The 24004-nt window shown below is 67.4% G+C and carries 17 protein-coding genes; 2 read left to right on the plus strand and 15 right to left on the minus strand.

Annotated elements, in window-relative coordinates:
• Positions 1 to 4: 4 nt before the first annotated feature.
• The 10 genes from RVY76_RS07500 to RVY76_RS07545 form a co-directional block, all read right to left on the minus strand.
• Positions 5 to 1636, minus strand: coding sequence for an alpha-D-glucose phosphate-specific phosphoglucomutase (locus RVY76_RS07500; protein ID WP_317373262.1), 1632 nt, complete (start codon positions 1634 to 1636; stop codon positions 5 to 7).
• Between the two features lie 13 nt (positions 1637 to 1649).
• Complete coding sequence (gene malQ / locus RVY76_RS07505; RefSeq protein ID WP_317373263.1) at positions 1650 to 3530, minus strand: 4-alpha-glucanotransferase; 1881 nt, start codon at positions 3528 to 3530, stop codon at positions 1650 to 1652.
• The gene (gene glgX, locus RVY76_RS07510) at positions 3527 to 5620 is read right to left on the minus strand and encodes a glycogen debranching protein GlgX (protein WP_317373264.1); all 2094 of its coding nucleotides are present in this window, start codon (positions 5618 to 5620) and stop codon (positions 3527 to 3529) included. The genes malQ and glgX overlap by 4 nt, the downstream gene beginning before the upstream one ends.
• The gene (glgA, locus tag RVY76_RS07515; RefSeq protein ID WP_317373265.1) at positions 5621 to 7057 is read right to left on the minus strand and encodes a glycogen synthase GlgA; all 1437 of its coding nucleotides are present in this window, start codon (positions 7055 to 7057) and stop codon (positions 5621 to 5623) included.
• Positions 7039 to 8313, minus strand: coding sequence for a glucose-1-phosphate adenylyltransferase (glgC, locus tag RVY76_RS07520; RefSeq protein ID WP_317373266.1), 1275 nt, complete (start codon positions 8311 to 8313; stop codon positions 7039 to 7041). The genes glgA and glgC overlap by 19 nt, the downstream gene beginning before the upstream one ends.
• A 43-nt stretch (positions 8314 to 8356) precedes the next feature.
• A complete protein-coding gene (gene glgB / locus RVY76_RS07525) occupies positions 8357 to 10552 on the minus strand; it encodes a 1,4-alpha-glucan branching protein GlgB (RefSeq protein WP_317373267.1) in 2196 nt (731 codons plus the stop codon).
• Positions 10553 to 10602: 50 nt separating this feature from the next.
• Positions 10603 to 12969, minus strand: coding sequence for a glycogen/starch/alpha-glucan phosphorylase (locus RVY76_RS07530; protein WP_317373268.1), 2367 nt, complete (start codon positions 12967 to 12969; stop codon positions 10603 to 10605).
• A gap of 165 nt (positions 12970 to 13134) precedes the next feature.
• Entirely contained in the window at positions 13135 to 13806 is a 672-nt protein-coding gene (locus RVY76_RS07535; RefSeq protein ID WP_317373269.1) for an alpha/beta hydrolase, read from the minus strand.
• Positions 13803 to 14432: a DNA-3-methyladenine glycosylase 2 family protein gene (locus RVY76_RS07540; protein ID WP_317373270.1), complete on the minus strand. Its 630-nt coding sequence runs from the start codon at positions 14430 to 14432 to the stop codon at positions 13803 to 13805. The genes RVY76_RS07535 and RVY76_RS07540 overlap by 4 nt, the downstream gene beginning before the upstream one ends.
• The gene (locus tag RVY76_RS07545) at positions 14425 to 15168 is read right to left on the minus strand and encodes a precorrin-6A/cobalt-precorrin-6A reductase (protein WP_317373271.1); all 744 of its coding nucleotides are present in this window, start codon (positions 15166 to 15168) and stop codon (positions 14425 to 14427) included. Before RVY76_RS07545 ends, RVY76_RS07540 begins: the two co-directional genes overlap by 8 nt.
• Before the next feature lie 310 nt (positions 15169 to 15478).
• Between RVY76_RS07545 and RVY76_RS07550 the strand changes: the two genes are divergently transcribed.
• Positions 15479 to 16687, plus strand: a complete 1209-nt coding sequence (locus tag RVY76_RS07550; protein WP_317373272.1) for an MFS transporter — start codon at positions 15479 to 15481, stop codon at positions 16685 to 16687.
• A gap of 2 nt (positions 16688 to 16689) precedes the next feature.
• On the opposite strand, the gene RVY76_RS07555 is transcribed toward RVY76_RS07550, so the two are convergent.
• From RVY76_RS07555 to cysS, 3 genes are read right to left on the minus strand one after another with little or no spacing between them, the layout of a single operon-like run.
• Entirely contained in the window at positions 16690 to 17439 is a 750-nt protein-coding gene (locus RVY76_RS07555) for a squalene/phytoene synthase family protein (RefSeq protein ID WP_317373273.1), read from the minus strand.
• Between the two features lie 31 nt (positions 17440 to 17470).
• Positions 17471 to 19087 (minus strand): citramalate synthase, encoded by a 1617-nt coding sequence (cimA, locus tag RVY76_RS07560; protein ID WP_317373274.1) that lies wholly within the window; start codon positions 19085 to 19087, stop codon positions 17471 to 17473.
• Complete coding sequence (gene cysS / locus RVY76_RS07565; protein WP_317373275.1) at positions 19084 to 20451, minus strand: cysteine--tRNA ligase; 1368 nt, start codon at positions 20449 to 20451, stop codon at positions 19084 to 19086. Before cysS ends, cimA begins: the two co-directional genes overlap by 4 nt.
• A 101-nt stretch (positions 20452 to 20552) precedes the next feature.
• On the opposite strand from cysS, the gene RVY76_RS07570 reads away from it, so the two are divergent.
• Positions 20553 to 21242, plus strand: coding sequence for an RraA family protein (locus RVY76_RS07570; RefSeq protein WP_317373276.1), 690 nt, complete (start codon positions 20553 to 20555; stop codon positions 21240 to 21242).
• A gap of 11 nt (positions 21243 to 21253) precedes the next feature.
• Here RVY76_RS07570 and RVY76_RS07575 read toward each other — a convergent pair whose 3' ends face one another.
• Both RVY76_RS07575 and RVY76_RS07580 read right to left on the minus strand, forming a co-directional pair.
• Entirely contained in the window at positions 21254 to 23077 is a 1824-nt protein-coding gene (locus RVY76_RS07575; protein WP_317373277.1) for an ABC-F family ATP-binding cassette domain-containing protein, read from the minus strand.
• Positions 23078 to 23192: 115 nt separating this feature from the next.
• A complete protein-coding gene (locus tag RVY76_RS07580) occupies positions 23193 to 23915 on the minus strand; it encodes a GNAT family N-acetyltransferase (RefSeq protein WP_317373278.1) in 723 nt (240 codons plus the stop codon).
• Positions 23916 to 24004 lie beyond the last annotated feature (89 nt).

The raw sequence follows: 24004 nt of genomic DNA on the forward strand, positions 1-24004 counted from the left end.
TTCCTCAGGCACGCACGTCCGGTTCGGTGCGACCTGTGTAATGTTCGATCCGGGCGATCTCGTGGGCGGCGCGGCGAATGTCGTCGAGCGCCTCCTGCGCGTCGCGGTCCTTCGCGTCGCTCCCCTCGCCGACATCCTCGAGATAGACGCGCAGGGTCGCGCCCACCGTTCCGGTGCCCGACAGGCGATAGACGATGCGTCCGCCGCCCTCGAACATCACGCGCAATCCCTGCTGCCGAGCGACGGAGCCGTCCACCGGATCCTCGTAGGAGAACTCGTTCGCCTCCTCGATCCGGCGGCCCGCGACCTCCTGCCCCGCAAGCCCGTCGAGCCGACTGCGCAGATCGTCGAACATCTCGGTCGCGCGGTCCGCGTCGACCCCCTCGAAATCGTGGCGGGTATAGAAGTTACGTCCGTATTCGGCCCAGTGGTCATGGACCAGTTCGCGCACGCCCTTGCCGGTCCTGGCGAGGATGTTGAGCCAGAGGAGTACCGCCCAGAGCCCGTCCTTCTCGCGCACGTGGTCGCTGCCGGTGCCGGCGCTTTCCTCCCCGCAAAGGGTGATGCGGCCCGCATCGAGCAGGTTGCCGAAGAATTTCCAGCCGGTGGGCGTCTCGAAACATTCCATCCCCTTGCGCGCGGCCACGACGTCGAGCGCGCGCGAGGTCGGCATGGACCGCGCGACGCCCGCGAGCCCACGCTCGTATGCCGGTGCCAGATGCGCGTTGGCCGCCAGCACGGCCAGCGAATCCGATGGCGTCACATAGAGATCCGGCCCCATGATCATGTTGCGGTCGCCGTCGCCATCGCTCGCCGCGCCGAAATCGGGGGTGTCGTCGCCGCTCATCGCCGAGACGAGCTCCTTGGCCCAGATCGGGTTCGGGTCCGGATGGCCGCCCGCGAAATCCGGCTTGGGCTCGGCGTTGACGACCGTTCCCCCGGCCGCGCCCAGCCGCCCTTCGAGGATCGCCTTCGCGTAAGGCCCGGTCACCGCATGCATCGCGTCGAAGCGCATCGTGAAGCCGTTCGAGATGAGCTCGCGGATCGCATCGAAATCGAAGAGCTCCTCCATCAGATCGGCGTAGTCGGCGACCGGATCGACGACCTCCACCACCATGTCGCCGAGCTTGTGCTCGCCCAGATCCGACAGGTCCACGTCCTGCGCCTCGACGATCTTGTAGCTGGTGATCGTCTTGGTCGCGTCGAAGATACGGCCGGTCACGTCCTCGGCGGCGGGGCCGCCATTGGCGTTGTTGAACTTGACGCCGAAATCCTCGTCCGGGCCGCCGGGATTGTGGCTCGCCGACAGGATGATGCCCCCATCCGTGCCGCGCTTGCGGATGAGGTTCGATGCGGCGGGTGTGCTCAGCAGCGCGTTCCGGCCGACGATCACGCGCGCGGCCCCCGATGCTGCGGCCATCCGCAGGATGACCTGTGCGGCCTCGGGCGAGAAATACCGCCCGTCACCACCCAGGACGAGCGTCTTGCCCGCGACGCCGCCGATCCCGGCCCATATGCTCTCGACGAAGTTCTCGAGGTAATGAGGTTCCATGAAGGTGCGGGTCTTCTTGCGAAGTCCGCTCGTTCCCGGCTTCTGACCGTCGATTGGCTGGGTTTCGATCGTCAGCATGTCCATATCTTCAGATGTCCTATCTTCCGGCGTCGCGCATCAAACTGGCGGTCGAGACGACGGCGTCAAGCTCTCCCAGCCGTTCGGGGGCGACTCCGATCGTCCTGCGCCAGTTCGGATGCTCGTCGACCGTGCCCGGCAGGTTCGGCTGTTCGACGCGTCCCAGAAGGTCCTCGATCTGCACCGCGATGAGCCGCGAGGGCGTCCGTGCGAGGAATGCGTGAAGGTCGTACGCGTCGGTCCCCCCTATGAGGGTCGTCAGTGCCGCGACCTCCTCGCGCCGTTGCGCGCGCCCGTCCTCGAACTGCGCCTGGTCCGTATCGCCGATATCGCGCCGCCATTCGAGATCGCGACCGGCCTTCCACCCTTCCCACGTAGGAAGATCGTGCGTGCCGAACGAGGTCAGCGCGCTCTCGCTGTAGCCCTCGGCGGGGATGAAGGTCGCGGTCGCGGCGTTCCAGTCCTGTTCGAACTGGGCGACGCGGCAGCCGAATATTCCCGCACCGCTCAGCGCATCGTGCAGGCCGTCGGGAATGTTGCCGAGGTCCTCGCCCACGATCGTGGCGCCCGCCCGCGCGGCCTCGATCCGGGCGACGGCCAGAAGCGCGTCGCGCGGCATGGAGACATAGGCACCGGGAATCTCGCGATTCTGCGGTGCCCAGAATGCACGCTCGAAGCCCAGAATATGATCGATTCTGAGAAGCCGCGCATGCGCGAGCTGCTGACGCAGGATCGCGGCCAGCGGCGCGAAGCCGCGCGCGATCAGCGTGTCGGGCCTGAGCGGTGCCAGCCCCCAGCTCTGCCCCCGGGCGGAGAACGCGTCGGGCGGTGCCCCGAGCGAAACACCCGACGCAAAGAGATCGGGATCGGCCCAGGTTTCGGCCCCCGCCGGATGTGTCCCGACGGCAAGATCGAGATAAAGCCCGAAGCGCATCCCGGCCTCGTCGGCTGCGCGCTGCACCGCGTCGAGCTCGCTCTCCGCGCGCCATTGCAGCCAGGCGTGGAACCCGATCCGCTCGGCGTGGTCGCGGGCGAAATTTGCGACCTCCTCGCTGCGCGGGTCGCGGTAGGGCTCCGGCCAGTCGGGCCAGTAGGACCCGAGCTCTTCCGACAGCGCCTGGTGCAGGGCGAAACGTTCGAGTTCCTCGTCCTGCCGGTCGCGCCAGGCGGTGAAATCGGGATCGTCCGCATCCCATTCCCGTGCCAGCGCGGCAAGGCGATCGGGCTGCGTCGCCCGGTAATCGACGAATTCACCGCCGGGGGCCTCGGGCGCGTCGGCGGGGCCGATATGCACCGCCGAGAGACGCCCGCGATGCGATGGCGAATACGGGCTGATCGCGGTCGGATCGCCAAGAAAGCCTGCATGGATCGGGTTGATCCCCACGAAATCCGCACCGCTCTGCCCGAGCGAGCGCATGGCCGCGCGCAGGTCGTCGTAGGTGCCGATCCGCCCCTTCGCTCCGAGGCCGTAGAGCGGCAGCGTCACGCCCCAGCTCTTGGGTGGCGGGTCGAGGCGCGGCCGCGCGGCCACGATCGGCGACGACCAGCCGTCGCCCGCGATCCGGTGCATCCCCATCGGAAGCTGTCCGAGATCCGCGCCATGACCCTGCCGGGTCGTGCCGTCCTCGAACGTCATCTCCCAATCGTGGCCGTCCAGCGCGGCGACGCGTTCGGGCCATTCGGACGACAGGACCATGTATTCACCGACCGGGCGGCGGGAATCCTCCGCCTCGATCCGGGCGAGATGGTCTTCGGCGGCCTCTGCCCCCGGCGGCACGCCCATCGCGGCGAGGATCGCGTCGCGGGTCTCGGGCGTCAGCTCGTGCGTCTTGCCGATCTGGTCGGTATAGGTCCTGACGACGCCCAGACGCGCCGCCAGCCTGTCACGCGGATCGCTCATGCCGCATCCGACCCCAGGACGAGGACGGCGACCGATTGCGCGGCGACGTCGATGCTCGACCCGACCTCGCCCTTTTCACCGGCATCGCCATCGGTGTCGATGCGCCATTCCCAATGCGTCCCCTCGGGGGCCTCGGGCACAGTCATCTCGATCGCGTCGCCCGCATTGAAGATCACGAAGGTCGCCATCTCCGTTTCGGCGTAATGCGGCGTTCCGCTGGCCATCCTCAGTTCCATCGCGATGCAGCGAAGTTCGGGATCCTGCCAGTCGCCGTCGCTCATCGGCTGGCCGTCCGGACGCCACCAGAACAGGTCCTCGAACCCGTCGACCGCGCGTTCGTGGGAATGCAGGAACAGCTTCTGACGCACGAGAGGATGCGTCTTGCGGAAATGGATCATCATCCGCGTGAAATCGTGGAAGTCCGGGTCGAAGGCCTCCCAGTCGATCCAGCTGATCTCGTTGTCCTGCGAATAGGCGTTGTTGTTGCCCTGCTGGGAATTGCCCAGCTCGTCCCCGGCCAGGATCATGGGCGTGCCCTGGCTCAGCATCAGCGTCGCCATCATGTTGCGGCGGCGCTGGGCCCGCGCGGCGATCACCTCTTCGTCGTCGGTCTCGCCCTCGACGCCCAGATTGTCGGAATAGTTCTCTCCGTGGCCGTCCGCCCCGTTCTCGCCGTTGGCCTCGTTGTGCTTCTTGGTGTAGCTGACCGTGTCCATCAGCGTGAAGCCGTCATGCGCGGTCAGCAGGTTCACGGATGCCGTCGCGGGCCGGCCCGAATGGTCGAATTGCAGCGCGCTGCCGGTCAGCCTGTCGGCCAGGGCCGGTGCCTCGGACGCATCGCCGCGCCAGAACCTGCGCACCGTATCGCGATACTTGTCGTTCCATTCCATGAAGGGCGGCGGGAAGGCGCCGAGCTGATAGCCCCCCGGTCCGATATCCCAGGGTTCGGCGATGAGCTTGACGTCCGACAGGATCGGGTCCTGCCGGATCGCGTCGAAGAATGCCGCGCCGCGGTCGAAGCCTCCCTCGTCCACGCGCCCGAGGGTCGAGCACAGGTCGAAGCGGAACCCGTCGACATGCATCACCTGCACCCAGTAGCGCAGGGAATCCATGATCATCCGAAGCACCATGGGGTGATCGACGTTGACCGTGTTGCCGGTGCCCGTGTCGTTCACGTAATAGCGCGGATTGTCCGGCATCAGCCGGTAGTAACTGGCATTGTCGAGCCCGCGAAACGACAGGGTCGGCCCGAGTTCGCTGCCCTCGCAGGTGTGGTTGTAGACCACGTCCATGATCACCTCGATCCCGGCGGAATGGAATCGGGCGACCATCTGCTGGAACTCGTCGATCTGGTGCCAGGCCATGTATTTCGGCTCCGGCGCGAAGAAACCGAAGGTCTGGTAGCCCCAGTAATTCGTCAGCCCCTTCTCGTGCAGGAAGTGGTCCGTCAGAAAGGCCTGTGCGGGCAGAAGCTCGATCGCCGTGATGCCCAGATCGGTAAGGTATTCCAGCATCGGATCGGACGACATGGCCAGGAACGTGCCCGGATCGTCCACATCCTTGCGCTTCATGGTGAGGCCCTTCACATGCGCCTCGTAGATGATCGATTGCTGGATCGGCGTATGCAGCCTGCGATCGCTGCCCCACGAGAACGACGGATCCTCCACGACCGACCGGGGCATGAAGGGTGCACTGTCGCGCGGATCGGCGATCAGGTCCTTGTCCTCGTGATCGACCGGATAGCCCATCAGCGCGTCGTTCCACTCGGGATGCTTGGTCAGACGCTTGGCGTAAGGATCCATGAGCAGCTTCGCGGGATTGAACCGATGCCCCTCCTCTGGCGCGAAAGGTCCGTGCGCGCGGTATCCGTAGCGCTGGCCGGGACGAAGCCCCGAAATGTAGCCGTGCCAGACATCGCCGTCGCGCTCGGGCATCTCGATCTGGACGATCTCGTTGTCCTCGTGATCGAAGAGGCACAGGATCATCCGTGTCGCGTTCTCGGAGAAGATGGCGAAGTTGACGCCATCGCCGTCGAAAGTCGCACCGATCGGGGCGGGACGACCTTCGGTCATCGTGAAGCTTATGCTCATTTATCTCATCAGACTTCTGTAAAGGGCCGCATAGGCCGTGGCTGACCCCTCCCATCCCACGGAATGGCGCATCGCGTTTCGCGCCACCTTGGGCCAACACTTCTCGTCCGCGAAAAGGTCCGAAAGACGGCCGAGTGCCGCGGCCACCGCCTCGGCGCTGCCCGGATCGTGGAGGATGCCCGTCGCGACGCCCGCCCGGAGCGCCGCATCGTTCGCGTCGATCACCGTATCGGCGAGCCCCCCGGTCCGCGCCACGACCGGAACCGTGCCATAGCGCAGCCCGTAAAGCTGCGTGAGGCCGCAGGGTTCGAACCGCGACGGCACGAGGATCGCATCGCCGCCCGCGATCATCAGGTGGCTCATCCGCTCGTCGTAGCCGATCCTGACCGCGACCCCCTCGCTCTGGGCCGCGGCAAGCCTCCACGCGCTCTCGAACGCGGCGCTTCCCGTCCCGAGAAGGGCAATCTGCCCGCCGCGCGCCAGAAAGGCCGGCAACGCCTCGAGCAGCAGGTCGAGGCCCTTCTGCTCCGTCAACCGCGAGACCACGACCGCGAGGGGGCCGTCGCCGTCGGGCAGGCCCATCTCCTGCCTCAGGGCCTTTTTCGCACGGGACTTGCCCGCGGGGGATCTGAAGGGCGGCGCATGGATGTCGGCGGCGGGGTTCCACAGATCGGTATCGATCCCGTTCAGGATCCCGACGAGGTCGTCCTGCCGCTGGCGGATGAGGCCGTCGAACCCCATGCCGAACGCCTCCTGCGCCAGCTCCCGCGCATAGGTGGGGCTTACGGTGGTGATCTTGTCGCTCCAGACGAGGCCGGCCTTGAGGGCGCTGATGCGCCCCCAGAACTCGAACCCGCCCATGTGGAAATCCTCGGGCTGGAGCTTCAGCTCCCGCAGATGAGCCTCGTCGACGAGGCCGGCGAAGGCCATGTTGTGCACCGTCATGACCGACGGCACGCCCACCCGCATCTTGTGCAGGTAATAGGGCGCGAACCCTGCCTGCCAGTCGTGGCAATGCACGAGATCCGGCCGCCAGCCCGCCGCACCGTCCTGCGCGATATAGGCCGCCCCGAGCGACAGCGCGGCGAAGCGGCGCGCATTGTCGTCCCAGTCGCTCCCCGAGCCGTCGCCGTAGATCCCCCCCTCCCGGTCATAGAGATGCGGCGCGTCGAGGATCAGCAGCGGCAGGTCGCGCGACCCGTAGGACAGGATGCGGGCGGGTCCGCCGAAAAGCTCGGGGAACCGCGCGACCTCGCGCGCGCCGCCGGTCTCGGCCGTGACCTTGGGATAGCCCGGCAGAAGGACGCGCATCTCGACGTCCTGACCGGCCAATGCATGCGGCAGCGCGCCCACCACGTCCGCAAGTCCACCGGTCTTGATCAGGGGCGCGCATTCCGACGCGACCGACAGGACGCGCATCATTGCCGGGCGGTCCATTCGTCGATCATGCTCTGCGTGATCAGCGTGACACCGCCCTCGCTCACCCGGAAGATGCCGCCGTGATCGGGGGCGTTCGGCCCGCCGACGACAAGGCCCTCGGGGATCTCGATGCCGCCATCGACCACGCATTTCGTGAGCTTCACGTTCCGTCCGATGACCACATGCGGCAGGATCACCGATTCCTCGAGCTGCGCGTAGCTGTTGGTATGAACCTGGGTGAACAGCAGGGATTGCCGGATCTCGGTCCCCGACACGATGCACCCCCCCGAGACGAGCGACGAGATCGCGTGGCCCCGCCTGTCGGCCTCGTCATGGATGAACTTCGCGGGCGGCGTCCCCTCGGAATAGCTCCAGATCGGCCAGTTCCGGTCCCAGAGGTCGAGATCGGGATCGAAATCCGTGAGGTCGATATTGGCCCGCCAATAGGCGTCGATCGTCCCCACATCGCGCCAGTACGAAGGCGCGCCGTCGCGGTGGCGCACGCAGGAATCGTCGAAGCGATGCGCCTGTGCGTGGCCGTTCTTCACGATGTAGGGAATGATGTCTCCGCCGAAATCGTGCTTGCTGTCCACGACGCTCTCGTCGGCCTGCAGCAGCTCGCGCAGATAGGACCACTTGAAGACGTAGATCCCCATCGAGGCGAGCGTCTGGGTGTCGTCTCCGGGCATGCCCGGCGGGTCCTTGGGCTTTTCCAGGAACGACGTGATGCGCCGGCTCTCGTCGACCGCCATGACGCCGAAGGCGGACGCCTCGTGGCGCGGCACGGTCAGGCAGCCGACCGTCACGTCGGCTCCGGTATCGACATGCTCGGCCAGCATGACCTCGTAATCCATCTTGTAGATATGGTCGCCGGCGAGGATCAGGATGTACTCGATCCCGTAGCTGTCGATGATGTCGATGTTCTGCGTGACGGCGTCGGCGGTGCCGACATACCACTTGTCCTCGCTCACCCGCTGCGAGGCCGGCAGGATGTCGAGATATTCGTTGCGGTCTGCGCGGAAGAACGACCAGCCGCGCTGACAATGCCGTATCAGGCTGTGCGCCTTGTACTGCGTCGCGATCGCCATCTTGCGGATCCCGGAATTGAGCGCGTTCGACAGCGCGAAATCGATGATCCGCGTCTTGCCGCCGAACGGCACCGCGGGCTTCGCGCGGTTGTCGGTCAGCTCCTTCAGCCGCGATCCGCGCCCGCCCGCCAGCACGAAGGCCAGCGTGCGTGTCGACAATCTTGCATTGGGTTTGTTGTTATCCATCTCGTCCCTCCTCCCTTCGGGCTCGTTCGACGGCCCGTTTCGCTCATTCCTTGACGAAGATCTGCGTGGAGAGCGGCGGGAGATAGAGCTCGGCGCGCGCGGGCTGTCCGTGCAGCGGTTCCTCCCGCGCCTCGATATGCCCCATATTGCCGCGGTCGCCGCCGCCATAGATACCCGCATCGGTGTTGAGCGCCTCGCGCCAACGTCCCGAGGACGGCATGGGCAGGACATGCCCGATCCGCTCGACGGGTGTCATGTTGCAGACCACCACGACCTCCTTGTCGTTCCCGCCCGACCGCCGGATCCACGCATAGGTGGAATTCGTGCTGTCGTCGGCCTCGATCCACTGGAAGCCCTCGGGGCTCCAGTCGAGCCGGTGAAGCGCGGGCGTCGAGGTGTAGAGAGTGTTGAGATCGCGTACCAGCTTGCGCACGCCGTCATGCTTCGGATCGTCGAACAGATGCCAGGACAGCTGCGCCATCTCGTTCCATTCGGTGGGCTGGGCGAATTCGCATCCCATGAAGAGAAGCTTCTTGCCCGGATGACCCCACATGAAGCCGTAATAGGCCCGCAGGTTGGCGAATTTCTCGGCCTCGGTGCCCGGCATCTTGCCGATCATCGACCCCTTGCCGTGCACGACCTCGTCATGGCTGATCGGAAGGATGAAGTTTTCCGAGAACGCGTAATGCAGGCCGAAGGTCATCTGGTGATGATGATGCCGGCGATAGAGCGGGTCCTTGGACATGTAGCTGAGCGTGTCGTTCATCCAGCCCATGTTCCATTTGTAGCCGAAGCCGAGCCCGCCTGCGTCGACGGGATGCGACACGCCGGGGAAGCTGGTCGATTCCTCGGCCACGGTCATCACGCCGGGGTTCTGTCCGTAGGCGGCGATGTTGGTCTTCTGCAGCATCGCGATCGCCTCGTAATTCTCGCGACCGCCATCCTTGTTGGGCACCCATTCCCCGTCGCGACGGCTGTAATCGCGGTAGAGCATCGAGGCGACGGCATCCACGCGCAGGCCGTCGACATGATATTCGTCGAGCCAGTAGAGCGCGTTCGAGACGAGGAAATTCGCGACCTCGTTGCGGCCGTAATTGTAGATCAGCGTGTTCCAGTCCTGATGGAACCCTTCCCGCGGATCGGCATGCTCGTAAAGATGGGTCCCGTCGAAAAGGCCGAGCCCGTGCGGATCGGCCGGGAAGTGACCCGGCACCCAGTCGAGAAGCACGCCCACGTCGCGCTTGTGCGCGGCCTCGACGAGGTTGCGGAATTCGTGCGGCGTCCCGTGACGGACCGTCGGCGCAAACAGGCCCACGGGCTGATAGCCCCATGACCCGTCGAACGGATATTCGCTGATCGGCATGAGCTCGATATGGGTGAAGCCCATCTCGACCACGTAATCGACGAGTTCCTCGGCCGCTTCCTGATAGCTGAGCGGTCGGTTGCCCTCGTCGACCTTCCGCTTCCACGATGGCAGATGCACTTCGTAGACCGAGATCGGCGCGCCCCGTTCGTTGCGGGCCTCGCGCGACTTCATCCACTTGGCATCCTGCCAGCCATAGCCGCGGATATCGCGCACGACGGAGGCGTTCTCGGGCGGATGCTGCGAGCCGAACCCGACCGGGTCGGATTTGAGCGGCTGTCGTTGCCCGTCGGCCCCGAGTATCTCGTACTTGTAGGCCTCGCCCTCGCCGATATTCGGAACGAAGATTTCCCAGGTTCCCGTAGCACCGCGCTTGCGCATCACGTGGCGGCGACCGTCCCAGCCGTTGAATTCGCCGACGACGCTCACGCGCTGGGCATTCGGTGCCCAGACCGCGAAATGCGTGCCGTGCTGCCCCTCATGCTCGAGCACATGCGCCCCGAGCGCGGTCCAGATCCGCTGGTGCGTGCCCTCGCCCAGAAGGTATTCGTCCATCTCGCCCATCACCGGGCCATAGCGATACGGGTCTTCGAACTCCCAGTCCTTGTCCCCGGCAACGCCCTTGATCCAGTAATGGCCATCGCCCGGGGCCGGCCCCGAGAAGACTCCGGTGCCGTCGACGGGCTTCAGCGGATGGGCCGTTCCGCCGGCCATCGCGAACATTTCCGAGGCCCCTGGATCGAAGCAGGTCACGTGGCGGACCCCATCGATCATGTGGGGCCCGAGGACAGAGAAGGGATCGCCGTGCCGCCCGGCCTCGATCGCGCGGGCGGCTTCGACGGTGATTGCGGCGGGTTTGGCTTGCGACTGGTTCATGACCTCTATCGTAGGTCACCGTTACGTCATCGCAAGCGCTCCCGCGCGACTTACTCTGCGGCAAGCGTCTCCATACGCCAAACGTCGCGCATGTAGCCGCGGATCGTCCTGTCGCTGCTGAACCAGCCGGACCGCGCGGTATTGAGGATCGCCATGCGGTTCCAGTTCTCCTGGTCGGCATAGGCGGCATCGACCTCGCGCTGTGCACGGTGGAAATCCGTGAAGTCCGAGGCCACGAGGAAGTAATCCGCCTCGGAGATGTTGGACACGATCCCCTCGAAACCGTGCCCGAACGTCCCGGTCGAGATCGCGTCGAGCGCGCGCTTGAGCCGGGGATCGGCGTCGATCGCCTGCCGCGCATGGCCCTCGATCCCGCGACGTGCGACGACCTCGGGAGCCTGCATGCCGAAAAGGAAGAAATTCTCGGCACCCACCAGGTCGCGGATCTCGACATTGGCGCCGTCGAGCGTGCCGATGGTCAATGCGCCGTTCAGCGCGAACTTCATGTTGCCCGTGCCCGATGCCTCCTTGCCGGCGGTCGAGATCTGCTCGGACAGCTCGGCCGCGGGGATGAGCCGCTCGGCGAGGGTCACGTTGTAGTTCGCGGGATAGGCGACCTTCAGCAGGTCCCGCGTGTCCGGGTCGGCGTTCACCACCTCCGAGACCGCATTGATGAGGTGGATGATCTGCTTGGCAAAGACGTATCCCGGTGCAGCCTTGCCGCCGAAGATCTTCACCCGCGGCGTCCAACCGGCACCGGGATTGTCCTTCATGTCCTGCCAGATCGCGATCGTCTCGAGAATGTTGAGATGCTGACGCTTGTATTCGTGGATCCGCTTGATCTGCACGTCGAACATCGCGTCGGGATCGACGATCGTTCCCCGCTCGCCCAGGTAATTGGCGAGATCGGCCTTGTTGGCCCGCTTGGCCGAGGCATAGGCCTCGCGGAAGGTGCTGTCGTCGGCCATCGGCTCGAGCTTCTGGAGCTGCTCCAGATCGTCGATCCAGCCCGGCCCGATCGCCTCGGTGATGAGCGAGGAGAGCCGCGGATTGGCCGAGAGGAGCCAGCGACGCGGCGTGACGCCGTTCGTCTGGTTCACGATCCGGTCGGGATGAAGCCGGTGCAGCTCGGCAAAGACGGTATCCTTCATCAGGTCCGTGTGCAGCGCCGAGACGCCGTTCACCTTGTGCGCCATGGTGAAGGCCAGCGGCCCCATCAGCACGTCCCCGTCGCCCAGCATCGCGACGGCGCGGTCGGGATGGTTCGCGGCATGATCGCGGTCGATCTGCTCGATCAGCTGGAAATGCCGGGGCAGCAGATCCATCATCAGCCCACGGCTCCAACGCTCCAGCGCCTCGGGCAGCAGGGTGTGGTTGGTATAGCTCAGGCATTCGCGCGCGACGTTGATCGCCTGCGCCAGATCCATGCCCTTCTCGTCGGCGAGGATGCGGACGAGCTCGGGCCCCGCGATCGCGGGATGCGTGTCGTTCAACTGGATCGCGACCTTCTGGGGCAGCATCGACAGGTCGTCGTATTCGCTTTCGAACCGCTGCACGATGTCGCGCAGCGACGCGGCGGTGAAGAAGAATTCCTGCTTGAGACGCAGGCGCTTGCCCTCTTCCGTGGTGTCGTCGGGATAGAGGACGCGGGAGATCGTGCGCGCCAGGTTCTCGGGCTCCGCCGCTCCGTAATAGTCACCCGCGTTGAAGCGATCGAGATCGAAGATCTCGACGGGGCGCGCGGCCCAGAGCCTCAGCGTGTTGGCCCAGCGCCCCTTCCAGCCGACGATCGGCGTGTCGAACGCCGCGGCAAGCACCGATTCCCCGGGCGTCCAGACGGTCTTGCCGCCGAGATCCGTCACCTCGCCGCCGAAGCCGATCGAATGGACCACGTCGGGGCGTTCGAATTCCCAGGCATGCTGCTGCTTCAGCCAGTCCTCGGGCTGCTCCACCTGGCGGCCGTCCTGGAAGCTCTGCCGGAAAAGGCCGTGTTCGTAGCGGATGCCGTATCCGAAGGCCGGACAGCCGAGCGTCGACATCGACTCGAGGAAGCACGCCGCGAGCCGTCCGAGCCCGCCATTCCCGAGCGCCGCATCGGGCTCGTCCCCGAGAACATCCTCGAGCGACAGCCCCACTTCCTCGAAGATCGGTTTCACCTCGTCGAGAAGGCCGAGATTGACCACGGCATCCTCGAGCAAGCGACCGATCAGGAATTCCATCGACAGGTAATAGACCCGCTTGCCCGCCTTGGCATACGTCGCCTCCTGCGAGGCGAACCACGGATCGACGATCCGGTCACGGATCGCAAAGCTCAGCGCCAGTCTCCAGTCGGTCAGGCCAGCCTTCTCTTCCACTCTGCCAAGGCTGTACCTCAGATGCCGTCGGATGTCGTCGCGCAATGTCGGGAGGATTGGCATGGGATACCTTTCTGAAGAAAGCGTCTCGATCGGCAGATCCGGTGGGCGTCTCGCCCGCGCGGGCCGATCCCGCAAGCACCCTACATATCCAAATGTAAATTAATGGTGCAATCCGGCATCGGCGGAACAACCGACCTTTGTTGCAACGAACGCCGCGTCGCGGCCTCAGTCCGTGTCGAGGCCGAGCCGGTCGCGGATGAAGGCGAGCGCCACGCCCAGCCCGTCGGGCGCGATTCCGTGGGCCGTGCCCTCCATCACATGCGCGAAGACATCGAGCCCCGCATCCTGCAATGCCTGCGCCGCCTCGGGCATCGAGGCGGGCGGCACCACGTCGTCCTGGTCGCCGTGGATGAGCAGGATGGGCGGCTTCGCCTTCAGCTCGGCCTCGAGCGTCTCGGGCCGCATCAGCCGCCCCGAAAAGCCCACGACCGCCGCCACGGGATCCTCGCGCCTGAGCGCGACATGCAGCGCCATCATCGTGCCTTGCGAAAAGCCCAGCAGCACGAGCTGGTCGGGCTCGATCCCCTCGTCGAGGATCACGTCGTCGAGATAGGCGTTCAGATCGGCCGCCGCGGCATCCATCGCCCGATCGGCCTCGACCGGGTCGGACCCGTCGAGCCAGGCGATCGGAAACCACTGGAACCCCGCGGGATTCACGGCCGACCGCTCCGGCGCGTCGGGAGCCAGGAAGACAGTGTCGGGCAGATGCTCCGAAAGCGGCTCGGCCAGCCCCAGGAGGTCGTTGCCGTCCGCACCGTATCCGTGGAGAAAGACCACGACGGATCCGGTCCGCCCCGAGGCGCTGTCGCGCCGCTTGCTGTCGAGAACCCGCGTCATCCGATGCCTTCCCTTCCTTTGACGTAAGCGTAGTAGGCCCAGAGCCCGCGTGCCGCAACACCCCGCCAGGGCGACCACGGTTCGGCCATCGCGCGCAGCGCCCGTTCGCCCGGACGCGCCTCCAGATCGAAGAGCATCCGCGCCCCCTCCTGCAGAGCCAGATCGCCCGCCGGGAACACGTCCGCCCGGCCGAGCGCGAAGAGCGCATAGATCTCGGCCGTCCAGATCCCGATCCCGGGCACGGCGACGAGGGTCGCCACCACCTCGTCGCTCGGTTTCGCGGCAAGCGCGTCGAAATCGATCCCCGCCGCCGCCAGCGCCCTGAGATACCGCTGTTTCGGCCGGCTGAGACCGCATTCCTTGAGCATCTCGTCCGACGCGGCAAGCACGACCTCCGGCGAATGCAGCCCCGCGGCCTCGACCCGCGCGCCGATCGCGGCGGCGGAGGCGACGCTCAGCTGCTGGCTGACGATCGCCTGGGCGAGCGCCGGAAACCCGTCCGGGCGCAGCCGGTCCGGCCACGGGCCGCTCGCCTCCAGCGCATGCGCGAAACGCGGCTCGGACGCGGCAAGCGCCGCCGCCCCCTCGGCCACGTCGTCCGGCCCGGTGATCACCCGCTCATCCACGTCGCCGCGCCCATGTCAGTGCCGCCGCCACCGTCTCGAGCTTCGGTCCCTCGGGTTGCAGGGGCCGCCGGATCATCGCGACCCGCAGGCCGAGCGCACGCGCCGCGTCGAGAGAGACGCGGCTGGCACTGCCCCCGAGGTTGCGCATGATCAGCCAGTCGATCCCGAGCCGCCGGAAGATCCGCGTCTCGTCCTCGATCGTCGTGGTCGGCCGTGCGGCGATCCAGCCCCCCCTCTCGAACGGAAATGGGCCCGGGCGTCCCTCCTCGACGCGCGCATGGACGATGCGTCCCGGCAACGCGCCGAACCGCTGCACCCCGCGCCGGCCCGTCTCGACCATCACCCGCGCCCCCTCCTCGACATGGCGCGCGGCATCCGCCTCCTCGTTGAGAAAGGTCCAGCGATCCCCCTCGCGCGGTCGCCAGGCGGGCCTCAGCACCTGCGCGTAGGCGATGCCCGCCTCGGCGCAGACTTCCGCGCTGCGATGGCTTATCGCCGCGGCGAAGGGATGCGTGGCGTCGAGAACGGCCGTGACCCCCTCGCGCCCCAGATACTTCGCGAAGGCGTCCCGCCCTCCGAACCCGCCGATCCGCGTCGCGACCCCGAGCGGCTCCGGCATCGCCGTCGGCCCGGCAAGGGAGGCCGTCACGCGCATTCCGGGCTGTCCGCCCAGCGCGGCCGCCAGGTGCCGCGCCTCGGGCGTTCCGGCAAGCAGGAGGATCCGCAGCGGTGCCATCACGCCCCGCCGACATCATACGGGCGGGCGACGCGGAAATTTGGGGCTGACACTCGCATCGCGGCTTTCGGCATCTCCCGAACAGGTCGGGGCCGAGCTTAGGACGCGTCTCCGGCAGACGCAATTTGCAAGCGGCCGGTCCCCTGCCGCCTCCCCCGGCGACAAATCCGCACCCCCGCAGCATGTCCACCGACACGCGTCGCGGTCCCGCCTGCAACCGGGCCCCGACGATCCCTCGTCCGGTCCGCCCCACCGCCCAGCCGCACCATGCCGCTGGACCTCCGCCGCGGGCGGGAGTATCCGCCTTTTCATGTCGACCGATCACATGGCCCGGCGCAATGTCGCCCTTCTGACCGCCGCGCAGGCCTTTCTCGGCGCGCAGATGCCGATGATCTTCGTTCTGGGCGGGCTCGCGGGGCAATCGCTCGCCTCCAATCCCTGCTTCGCGACGCTGCCGATCTCCCTGATCGTGCTGGGCTCGATGCTTTCGGCGCAGCCGCTCTCCATGCTGATGCAGCGGTTCGGACGGCGCGCGGGCTTCCTCGTGGGGGCCGCGGGTGGCGCGATCGGCGCAAGCGTCGGCGCATGGGGCCTCATCGAGGCATCGTTCCCGATCTTTCTCGCCGGATCGCTTCTTACCGGCATCTACATGAGTGCGCAGGGCTTCTACCGTTTCGCCGCCGCCGACACCGCCTCCGAGGACTTCCGCCCCAAGGCCATCAGCTACGTCATGGCGGGCGGCCTTCTCTCCGCCCTGATCGGCCCGCAGCTGGTCAAGGTGACGGCCGAGGCGATGGTCGTGCCCTTCCTCGGGACCTATCTCGCGGTCGTCGTGATCAACGTCGTCGGTGCCGGGCTCTTCCTGTTCCTGAACATTCCCCGCCCGCCGCGCCCCGATGCCGGCGCGCCCAAGGGCCGGTCCCTGCCCGAACTCCTGCGCACCCCGCGCATCGCGGTCGCGATCATCTGCGCGATGGTCAGCTACGCCCTCATGAACCTCGTCATGACCTCAACGCCGCTGGCCGTGGTGGGCTGCGGCTTCGACCAGAACGCGGCGGCCGACATCGTGTCGGGCCACGTCCTCGCCATGTACGCGCCGAGCTTCTTCACCGGGCATCTCATCGCCCGGTTCGGGGTCGAGCGGATCGTGGCCCTTGGCCTCGTCCTTCTGGCGGGTGCTGGCGGCGTCGCGCTCGCGGGCGTGGATCTGGCGAATTTCTTCGTGGCGCTCGTGCTTCTGGGGCTCGGCTGGAATTTCGGGTTCATCGGCGCGACCGCGATGCTTGCCGGGTCCCACCGCCCCGAAGAGCGCGGCCGGATCCAGGGTCTCAACGACATGGCGGTCTTCGGCCTCGTGACGATGGCGTCGCTCTCGTCCGGCGGCTTGATGAACTGTGCGGGCGGCACGGCGCAGCAGGGCTGGATGGCGGTGAACCTTGCAATGGTCCCGTTCCTCGCGCTCGCCGGCGGTGCGCTCGTCTGGCTCTGGCTCCGGCGCGGATCGACCCGCGTCGCCTGATCTCAGATCCGCGCCGACCGCCAGAGCAGCGCGGCGCGCCGACGAAACCCCGATTGCCCCAGCGGCCCGGTCAGCGCCCGCCCGGGGTCTTTCGCGACCTGTCCCAGCACCACCCGCGCCTCCCATGCGCTCAGACCGGCAATGCGGCCCGCGCGCGACGGACGCCCGTCCGGCATCTTCTTCAGGGCGTCGCGCGCAAGATCCCCGATGGCCTCTGGGCTGTCGTCGACCAGGGGTTGCAGCCCCCGCGCCGACATTTCGGGCACGGCCTGGAACCAGCGCGCCAGCGCCTCGGCAAAGGCCAGACGGCGCAGCGCACCCTCCTCCTCGGCCGCCGCGCCCAACAGGCGTGCGGCGGTCCAGAGCAGGTTGCCGTTCGTCGCGTCGAGATGCGCGCGGAACTGTGCGGCGCTCAGGAACGGCTCGGCCATCGCATCCCAGCGCCGCGCATCCGCGATCCGCGTCATCGTCTCGCAGGCCTGCGGGTCGAGGATGCCGGCCAGCGGTTCGACCACCTCGTGACGGCGCGGGGTCTGCCCCTTGCGGATCTCCTCCAGCGCATCGCGCCACCATTGCAACCGGATCTCGGCCAGCATCGGCTCGGACGTGACATAGGGCGCGCGCGCGATCTCGACGTTGCAGGCATAGAGCGGAAAGAGGACACCGCGCGCCTCGGGCGGTGCCGCCATGGCGGCCAGGAACCGGTCGGGATCGCCGCGCCGGACGATTTCGGCGCATTCGTTGATGCTCATGCGGGGCGAACCCGCGAAGGCGGGATGTGGTTCACGACGGATCCGCGTCGCGGATGAGCTTCCACGTCACCGCGTCGAGAAGCGCCTCGAAGCTCGCATCGACGATGTTGGGCGAGACGCCGACCGTGGACCAGCGGCGGCCCATGTCGTCCTCGCTGTCGATGATCACGCGGGTCACGGCCTCGGTCCCGCCCTGCGTGATGCGGACCTTGAAATCGACCAGCCGCATGTCGTCGATCGCCGCCTGATAGGGCCCGAGATCCTTGGCGAGCGCGCGCGACAGCGCGTTGACCGGTCCGCGGTCGCTGCCCGTCTCGTCGAGACTCTCGCTCACCGACAGCGTCTTCTCCTCGCCGATCCGGACGACCACGACGGCCTCCGACAGCGAGATGACGCGCCCGCGCTCGTCGCGGCGACGCTCGACCGTCACGCGGTAGCGTTCGACCTCGAAATAGGACGGCACCCGCCCCAGTTCCCGCCGCGCGAGCAGCTCGAAGCTCGCCTGTGCGGTGTCGTAGGAATAGCCCTCGTCCTCGCGCGCCTTGATCCGGTCGAGAATCCGGCCGAGCGCGGGATCGCCCTTCTCGACCTCGAGCCCCATGGCCTGAAGCCGCGCGCGCAGGTTCGACTGCCCCGCCTGGTTCGACATGGGCACGATGCGCGCATTGCCGACGCTTTCGGGCGGCACGTGCTCGTAGGTCGACGGGTCCTTGGCGATCGCGCTCGCATGAAGGCCCGCCTTGTGCGCGAAGGCCGACGCGCCGACATAGGGGGCCGATCCGCGCGGCACGCGGTTCAGGATATCGTCGAGCGTCCGGCTCATCCGCGTGAGGCCGCGCAGCCCCTCGGACGTCACGTTCGTCTCGAACCGGCTCGCATAGGGCTCCTTGAGCAGGAGCGTCGGGATCAGCGAGATCAGATTGGCGTTGCCGCAGCGCTCGCCCAGACCGTTGAGCGTACCCTGCACCTGCCGCACGCCCGCCTCGATCGCGGCAAGCGACCCGGCAATGGCAAGCCCCATGTCGTCATGCGTGTGAATCCCGAGCCGCTCGCCCGGGATGCCGCCGGCGATCACATCGCCCACGATGCGGGCGATGTCGCCGGGCACAGTCCCGCCATTCGTGTCGCAGAGCACGATCCACCGCGCCCCCGCCCCGTATGCCGCATGCAGGCATTCGAGCGCATAGCCGGGATCGGCGGCATAGCCGTCGAAGAAATGCTCGGCATCGAACAGCGCCTCGCGCCCAGATGCCACCAGATGCGCGATCGAGGCGCGGATGTTCTCGACATTCTCCTCGAGCGGGATGCCCAGCGCCGCGCGGACGTGGAAATCGTGCGTCTTGCCGACGATGCAGACCGACGGCGTGCCCGCGTTCAGGACCGCGGCCAGCACGTCGTCGTTCTCGGCCGACCGGCCCGAGCGCTTGGTCATGCCGAAGGCCGTCATCGTCGCGCGCGTCGACGGGTCGGCCTCGAAGAAGGCGCTGTCGGTCGGGTTCGCGCCGGGCCAGCCGCCCTCGATATGATCGACGCCCAGCGTGTCGAGCATCGCCGCGATCCTGAGCTTGTCATGCGTCGAGAACTGCACGCCCTGCGTCTGCTGACCGTCCCTGAGCGTCGTGTCGTAGAGATAGAGCCGCTCGGTCATCCCAGCGCGTCCAGCTTGCTCGCGTCGAAATCGCTGCCGGGCAACAGCTCGATCCCCTCCTTCGACATGCGCACCTCGACGCCCGCCTCCTGCAACGCGGATCTGAGCGCATCGACGCGGGCGAAATCCTTGCTCTCCATCGCGTCGGCGCGCGCCTGCGCCAGAAGCATTCCGTAAGCCGACAGATCGACATCCGGGGCCTGCGCCCAGCCGCCCATCTCCTCGCCCAGAAGCCCCAGAAGCGCGGCACCCGCCGCGAGCGCCTCGACCTCGCCCGCGCGCGACAGCGCATGCAGACGCGAGATCGCCTCGGGCGTGTTCAGATCGTCGGCCAGCGCCTCGAGGATCCGCGCGGGGATCGGGCCCGGCTCGACGTCGCGCACCTGTTCGCGCCAGCGGCGCAGGATCGCCTCGGCCTCGCGCGCCTTCTCGTCGGTCCAGTCCATCGGCTTGCGGTAATGCGTGGACAGCATCACGAAACGGATCACCTCGCCGGGCACGCCCCGGTCGAAAAGATCGCGCACCGTGAAGAAATTGCCGAGCGACTTCGACATCTTGCGGCCGTCGACCTGCAGCATCTCGTTATGCAGCCAGACCTGCGCCATCGGCGCGCCGCCATGGGCGCAGGCCGATTGCGCGATCTCGTTCTCGTGGTGCGGGAACATCAGGTCGTTGCCCCCGCCATGGATGTCGAAGCTCTGCCCCAGCAGGTCCGCGGCCATGGCCGAACATTCGATATGCCACCCCGGACGTCCGCGGCCCCACGGGCTGTCCCAGCCGGGCTGCCCCTCGGCGGAGGGTTTCCAGAGGACGAAATCCATCGGATCCTCCTTGTAGGGCGCGACCTCGACCCGCGCGCCCGCCCGCATGTCGTCGAGCGACCGACCCGAGAAGCTGCCGTATCTCTCGTAGGATCGCACCCGGAAAAGCGCGTGACCCTCGGCCGCATAGGCATGGCCCTTCGCGATCAACTCCTCGGTCATCGCGATCATCTGCGCGACATAGGCCGTCGCGCGCGGCGTGCGGTCGGGCAGCATGTTGCCCAGCGCGGCCATGTCCTCGAAATACCAGGCGGTCGTCTCCTCGGTGATCTCGCCGATGGACCGCCCGCTCTCGGCGGCGCGCGCGTTTATCTTGTCGTCGATATCGGTGATGTTGCGCACATAGGTCACCTGACCCGCGCCGAAGACCTCGCGCAGCAGCCGGTAGAGCACATCGAAGACGATGGCCGGCCGCGCATTGCCCAGATGCGCGCGGTCATAGACCGTCGGTCCACAGACATACATCCGCACGTTCGACGGGTCGAGCGGCCGGAAATCGACCTTGCGGCGCGTGGCCGTATCGTGAAGCTGGATCTCGGTCATGGCACGCTCTCTTGGCAAGTCTGTGGCTGCGGCGCAAGCCCGGGTGCGATTGCAAATCCCGGCCACGCCTGCGCAATGTGGCCCGCGAGGAGGACCATGCAATGATCGAAGAACCCGCAAAGCTCATCGTCCGCAAGGATCGCAACCGCCCGACCGACGCGCAGATCGCCGCCTTCCAGGGGGTGCCGACGGGCTTCGTCGTCGATGCGATGCACGGGCGCGGCGCGCTCCATGCCGGCATCTCCCCGCTCGGCGCGCATGGCGAAGCCGTCGCTGGCCCCGCCCTCTGCGCCGAGAACCAGCCGGGCGACATCCTCGCGACGCTGGCGGCGCTGGCCTATCTCTCGCCCGGCGACGTGCTGATCGTGGGCACCGCTGGCGGCTATCAGGGCTGCGCCGCGGCGGGCGACCGGGTCTGCGGCATGGCGAGGAACGCGGGGGCCGTGGGCCTCGTCACCGACGGGCCGCTGCGCGATCTGGCGGGCATCGAGGAAATCGGCCTGCCCTGCTGGGCCACCGGCCTCACCCCCGCATCCCCCTTCACGACAGGGCCCGGCGTGGTCGGCGGCGCGATGCCGTTCGGCGGCCTGCATGTCGCGACCGGCGACATGATCGTGGCGGATGCCGACGGCGTGGTCGTCGTCCCCTTCGACATGATCGACACCGTGGCCAAACGCGTGGCGCAGGTGCGGGAGGTCGAGCTCGCGCTCGACGCCGAGGTGCGCGAGGGCCTCAAGGTGCCGCCCGCGATCGAGGAGCTGCTGGCCTCCGACGCCACGCGCCACGACTAGGCGCGCGGGTCTCAGCCCGCCGCGCGTTCCTCGAGGCTCAGCCACTCGGCCTCGGCCTCCGACAACATGTCGTGACGCGCGACCAGCGCGTCGCTGGCCTTCTGGAACTTCACCGGCTCGCGGGTAAAGAGGTCCGGATCCGACAGCAGCTGTTCGAGCTTGGCGATCTCGGCCTCGATCCGTTCGATGACCGACGGCAACTCCTCCAGCCGGTGCTTCTCCGTGAAGCTCAGCCCGCTTTCGGTCTTTCCGGCAGGCGCGGATTTTGCCGATCCCTGCGACGCGGTCCCGCCCTTCGCGGCGGGCCTGGTGGTTTCCGGCCAATCGTCGGGCCGCTGCGCGAGGTAATCGCTCCAGCCGCCCGCATAGAGCGTCGCACGGCCCCGCCCCTCGAAGGCGACGGTCTGCGTGGCGACGCGGTCGAGGAAGTCGCGGTCGTGGCTCACCAGCAGCACGGTGCCGTCATACTCGCCCAGCAGATCCTGCAGCAGGTCCAGCGTCTCGATGTCGAGATCGTTCGTCGGCTCGTCGAGCACGAGCACGTTCGAGGGCTTGGCCATGATCCGCGCCATGAGCAGACGCGCCTTCTCCCCGCCCGAAAGCGACCGGACGGGCGCGCGGGCCTGCGCCTCGGAAAAGAGGAAATCCTTGAGGTATCCCACCACGTGGCGCGCCTGTCCGCGCACCATGACCTGATCGGCATTGCCCGACACCCGCATGTCGGGCGTGCCCGTCAGGCTTTCCCAGAGCGTCATGTCCGGATCGAGCTGCGCGCGCGCCTGGTCGAAGACCGCGACCTCGAGATTGGTGCCGTGCGTGACGGTGCCGGTATCGGGTTCGATCTCGCCCGTCAGCATCTTGAGAAGCGTCGTCTTGCCCACCCCGTTCGGGCCGACGAAGGCCACGCGGTCGCCGCGCGCGACGCGGATGTCGAACGGGTTCAGGATCGGACGGTCGTCATACGTTTTCGAAATGCCCTTGGCCTCGATCACGCGCTTGCCGCTGCTCGGGCCCTCGGCCAGGTCCATCGCAGCGGTGCCCTGCCGACGGATCATGTTCGATCGTTCGTCGCGCAGATCGGCCAGCGCGCGGACGCGGCCCTGGTTGCGCTTGCGCCGGGCGCTGATGCCCTCGACGGCCCAGCGCGCCTCGGCCTTGATCTTCCGGTCGAGCTTGTGACGCTGGACGTCCTCTTCCTCCCAGGTGGCGTCGCGCCATTCCTCGAAGGCCTCGAACCCCTTTTCCTGCCGGCGCACCTGCCCCCGGTCGATCCAGAGCGTCGCGCGCGTCAGGGCCTTCAGGAACGCACGGTCGTGCGAGATGATGACGTATCCCGCGCGCGTCGACTTGAGCTGATCCTCGAGCCAGGCGATCGCCTGGATGTCGAGATGGTTCGTCGGCTCGTCCAGCAGCATGAGTTCGGGCGCCTCGGCCAGCAGCTTGGCCAGCGCCGCGCGCCGCCGCTCGCCGCCCGAAGCGGTCGCGGGATCGCCCTCGGGATCGAACTTCAGACCCTCGGCCACCATCTCGACCTTGTAGGCCTCAGACGGGTCGAGTTCGGAGGACGCGAAATCGCCCAGCGTGGCGAACCCCTCCATCGAGGGTTCCTGCTCCATGTAACCGACGGTCGTCCCGGGCGACAGGATCAGATCCCCGCGATCGGGCTCCACCAGACCGGCCATCACCTTCATCAGGGTCGACTTGCCCGAGCCGTTCCGCCCGACAAGCGCCACCCGGTCGCCCGGCTGCACGACGAGGTCGAGCCGGTCGAAGACTGGATCGCCGCCGAAGGTGAGCGAGATTTCGTTGAGTTGCAAAAGGGGTGCGCGCGCCATGCCCGGCAGGTAGATGCGCCACGCGGGGCTGTCAATGCGCGGCGACCGGGTCCGCCCTGCCCCCTTGTTTCGCGAGAAAGGTCCGATCCGGCCGGTTTCGCCGCGAAACCTGCGCCTATTCGGCGAGCGCCCTCAGAAGCCGGACACGGGCCTTCGGGATCGCCGCGATCTCGAGTCCGGTGAAGACATGGATCGCCCGCATCTGACGGTCGATCACGGCATGATCGCCCACCCGTCCCCCCATGCCGAGATAGCTCCGCAGAAGCGCCGGCATCCTGGCCTGGGCCCCTTTGGGATCGCGCGCATCGCGGTCTGGAAAGGTCACCACCTCGGGCGCGCGGATACCGGGCCGCCAGTCGGGTGGGGCCAGATGCCGCGCGCGCAACAAGGCGAAGGCATCCTCCAGCGCGCCGGCATCCTGCGTCGGGAAGGTCGTGCAGCCGAAGATCATCTGCGCGCCCGTTTCCTCCACCCGCCGGACGATGGCCCCCCAGGCGACACGCAGGATGTCGGGGTCGCCGCTCCGCCCGGCCGTGCAGAAGCGCCCGAGCTCCATCATCGGCGCGTCATGACGCGACAGCGCGGAGAGTTCGTAGAATTGCGACGAATAGCTCGACCCGATCGCCCCGCCCGTCGCGAAGAGCGCGAGACGGAAGGTGCCCACGACGGCACCTCCGGCCATGTCCTCGATCAGCATGTGCGCGCAGGCCGCGTCATGGGCGTCGGGCCCGTCCCTGTCGGCCGCGAAGGCCCCCGCCCTGAGCGCGTGCAGCGCCGCGAAATCCTCCGCGCTGCCAGCCAGCCGCGCGCGGTAGCGTCCTTTTTCGAGAATGATCATGCGCAAGGCCACCCGCGATCCCGACATGCCGGACCCTTGGATCGCGACCACGTATGGCTATCTAAGACCCAAGATCGACATGCCCACAA

The sequence above is a fragment of the Palleronia sp. LCG004 genome (genome assembly GCF_032931615.1).
GTDB lineage: Bacteria > Pseudomonadota > Alphaproteobacteria > Rhodobacterales > Rhodobacteraceae > Palleronia.

What these genes read in the sequence shown, in the direction of transcription:
- RVY76_RS07545 (WP_317373271.1), bottom strand. Translation starts at nt 15,168, where the DNA reads ATGGCACCGCTGCGGATCCTCCTGCTTGCCGGAACGCCCGAGGCGCGG.
- RVY76_RS07530 (WP_317373268.1), bottom strand. Translation starts at nt 12,969, where the DNA reads ATGCCAATCCTCCCGACATTGCGCGACGACATCCGACGGCATCTGAGG.
- glgA (WP_317373265.1), bottom strand. Translation starts at nt 7,057, where the DNA reads ATGGACCGCCCGGCAATGATGCGCGTCCTGTCGGTCGCGTCGGAATGC.
- glgC (WP_317373266.1), bottom strand. Translation starts at nt 8,313, where the DNA reads ATGGATAACAACAAACCCAATGCAAGATTGTCGACACGCACGCTGGCC.
- RVY76_RS07580 (WP_317373278.1), bottom strand. Translation starts at nt 23,915, where the DNA reads ATGATCATTCTCGAAAAAGGACGCTACCGCGCGCGGCTGGCTGGCAGC.
- RVY76_RS07575 (WP_317373277.1), bottom strand. Translation starts at nt 23,077, where the DNA reads ATGGCGCGCGCACCCCTTTTGCAACTCAACGAAATCTCGCTCACCTTC.
- glgX (WP_317373264.1), bottom strand. Translation starts at nt 5,620, where the DNA reads ATGAGCATAAGCTTCACGATGACCGAAGGTCGTCCCGCCCCGATCGGT.
- RVY76_RS07550 (WP_317373272.1), top strand. Translation starts at nt 15,479, where the DNA reads ATGTCGACCGATCACATGGCCCGGCGCAATGTCGCCCTTCTGACCGCC.
- cysS (WP_317373275.1), bottom strand. Translation starts at nt 20,451, where the DNA reads ATGACCGAGATCCAGCTTCACGATACGGCCACGCGCCGCAAGGTCGAT.
- cimA (WP_317373274.1), bottom strand. Translation starts at nt 19,087, where the DNA reads ATGACCGAGCGGCTCTATCTCTACGACACGACGCTCAGGGACGGTCAG.
- glgB (WP_317373267.1), bottom strand. Translation starts at nt 10,552, where the DNA reads ATGAACCAGTCGCAAGCCAAACCCGCCGCAATCACCGTCGAAGCCGCC.
- RVY76_RS07570 (WP_317373276.1), top strand. Translation starts at nt 20,553, where the DNA reads ATGATCGAAGAACCCGCAAAGCTCATCGTCCGCAAGGATCGCAACCGC.
- RVY76_RS07535 (WP_317373269.1), bottom strand. Translation starts at nt 13,806, where the DNA reads ATGACGCGGGTTCTCGACAGCAAGCGGCGCGACAGCGCCTCGGGGCGG.
- malQ (WP_317373263.1), bottom strand. Translation starts at nt 3,530, where the DNA reads ATGAGCGATCCGCGTGACAGGCTGGCGGCGCGTCTGGGCGTCGTCAGG.
- RVY76_RS07555 (WP_317373273.1), bottom strand. Translation starts at nt 17,439, where the DNA reads ATGAGCATCAACGAATGCGCCGAAATCGTCCGGCGCGGCGATCCCGAC.
- RVY76_RS07500 (WP_317373262.1), bottom strand. Translation starts at nt 1,636, where the DNA reads ATGGACATGCTGACGATCGAAACCCAGCCAATCGACGGTCAGAAGCCG.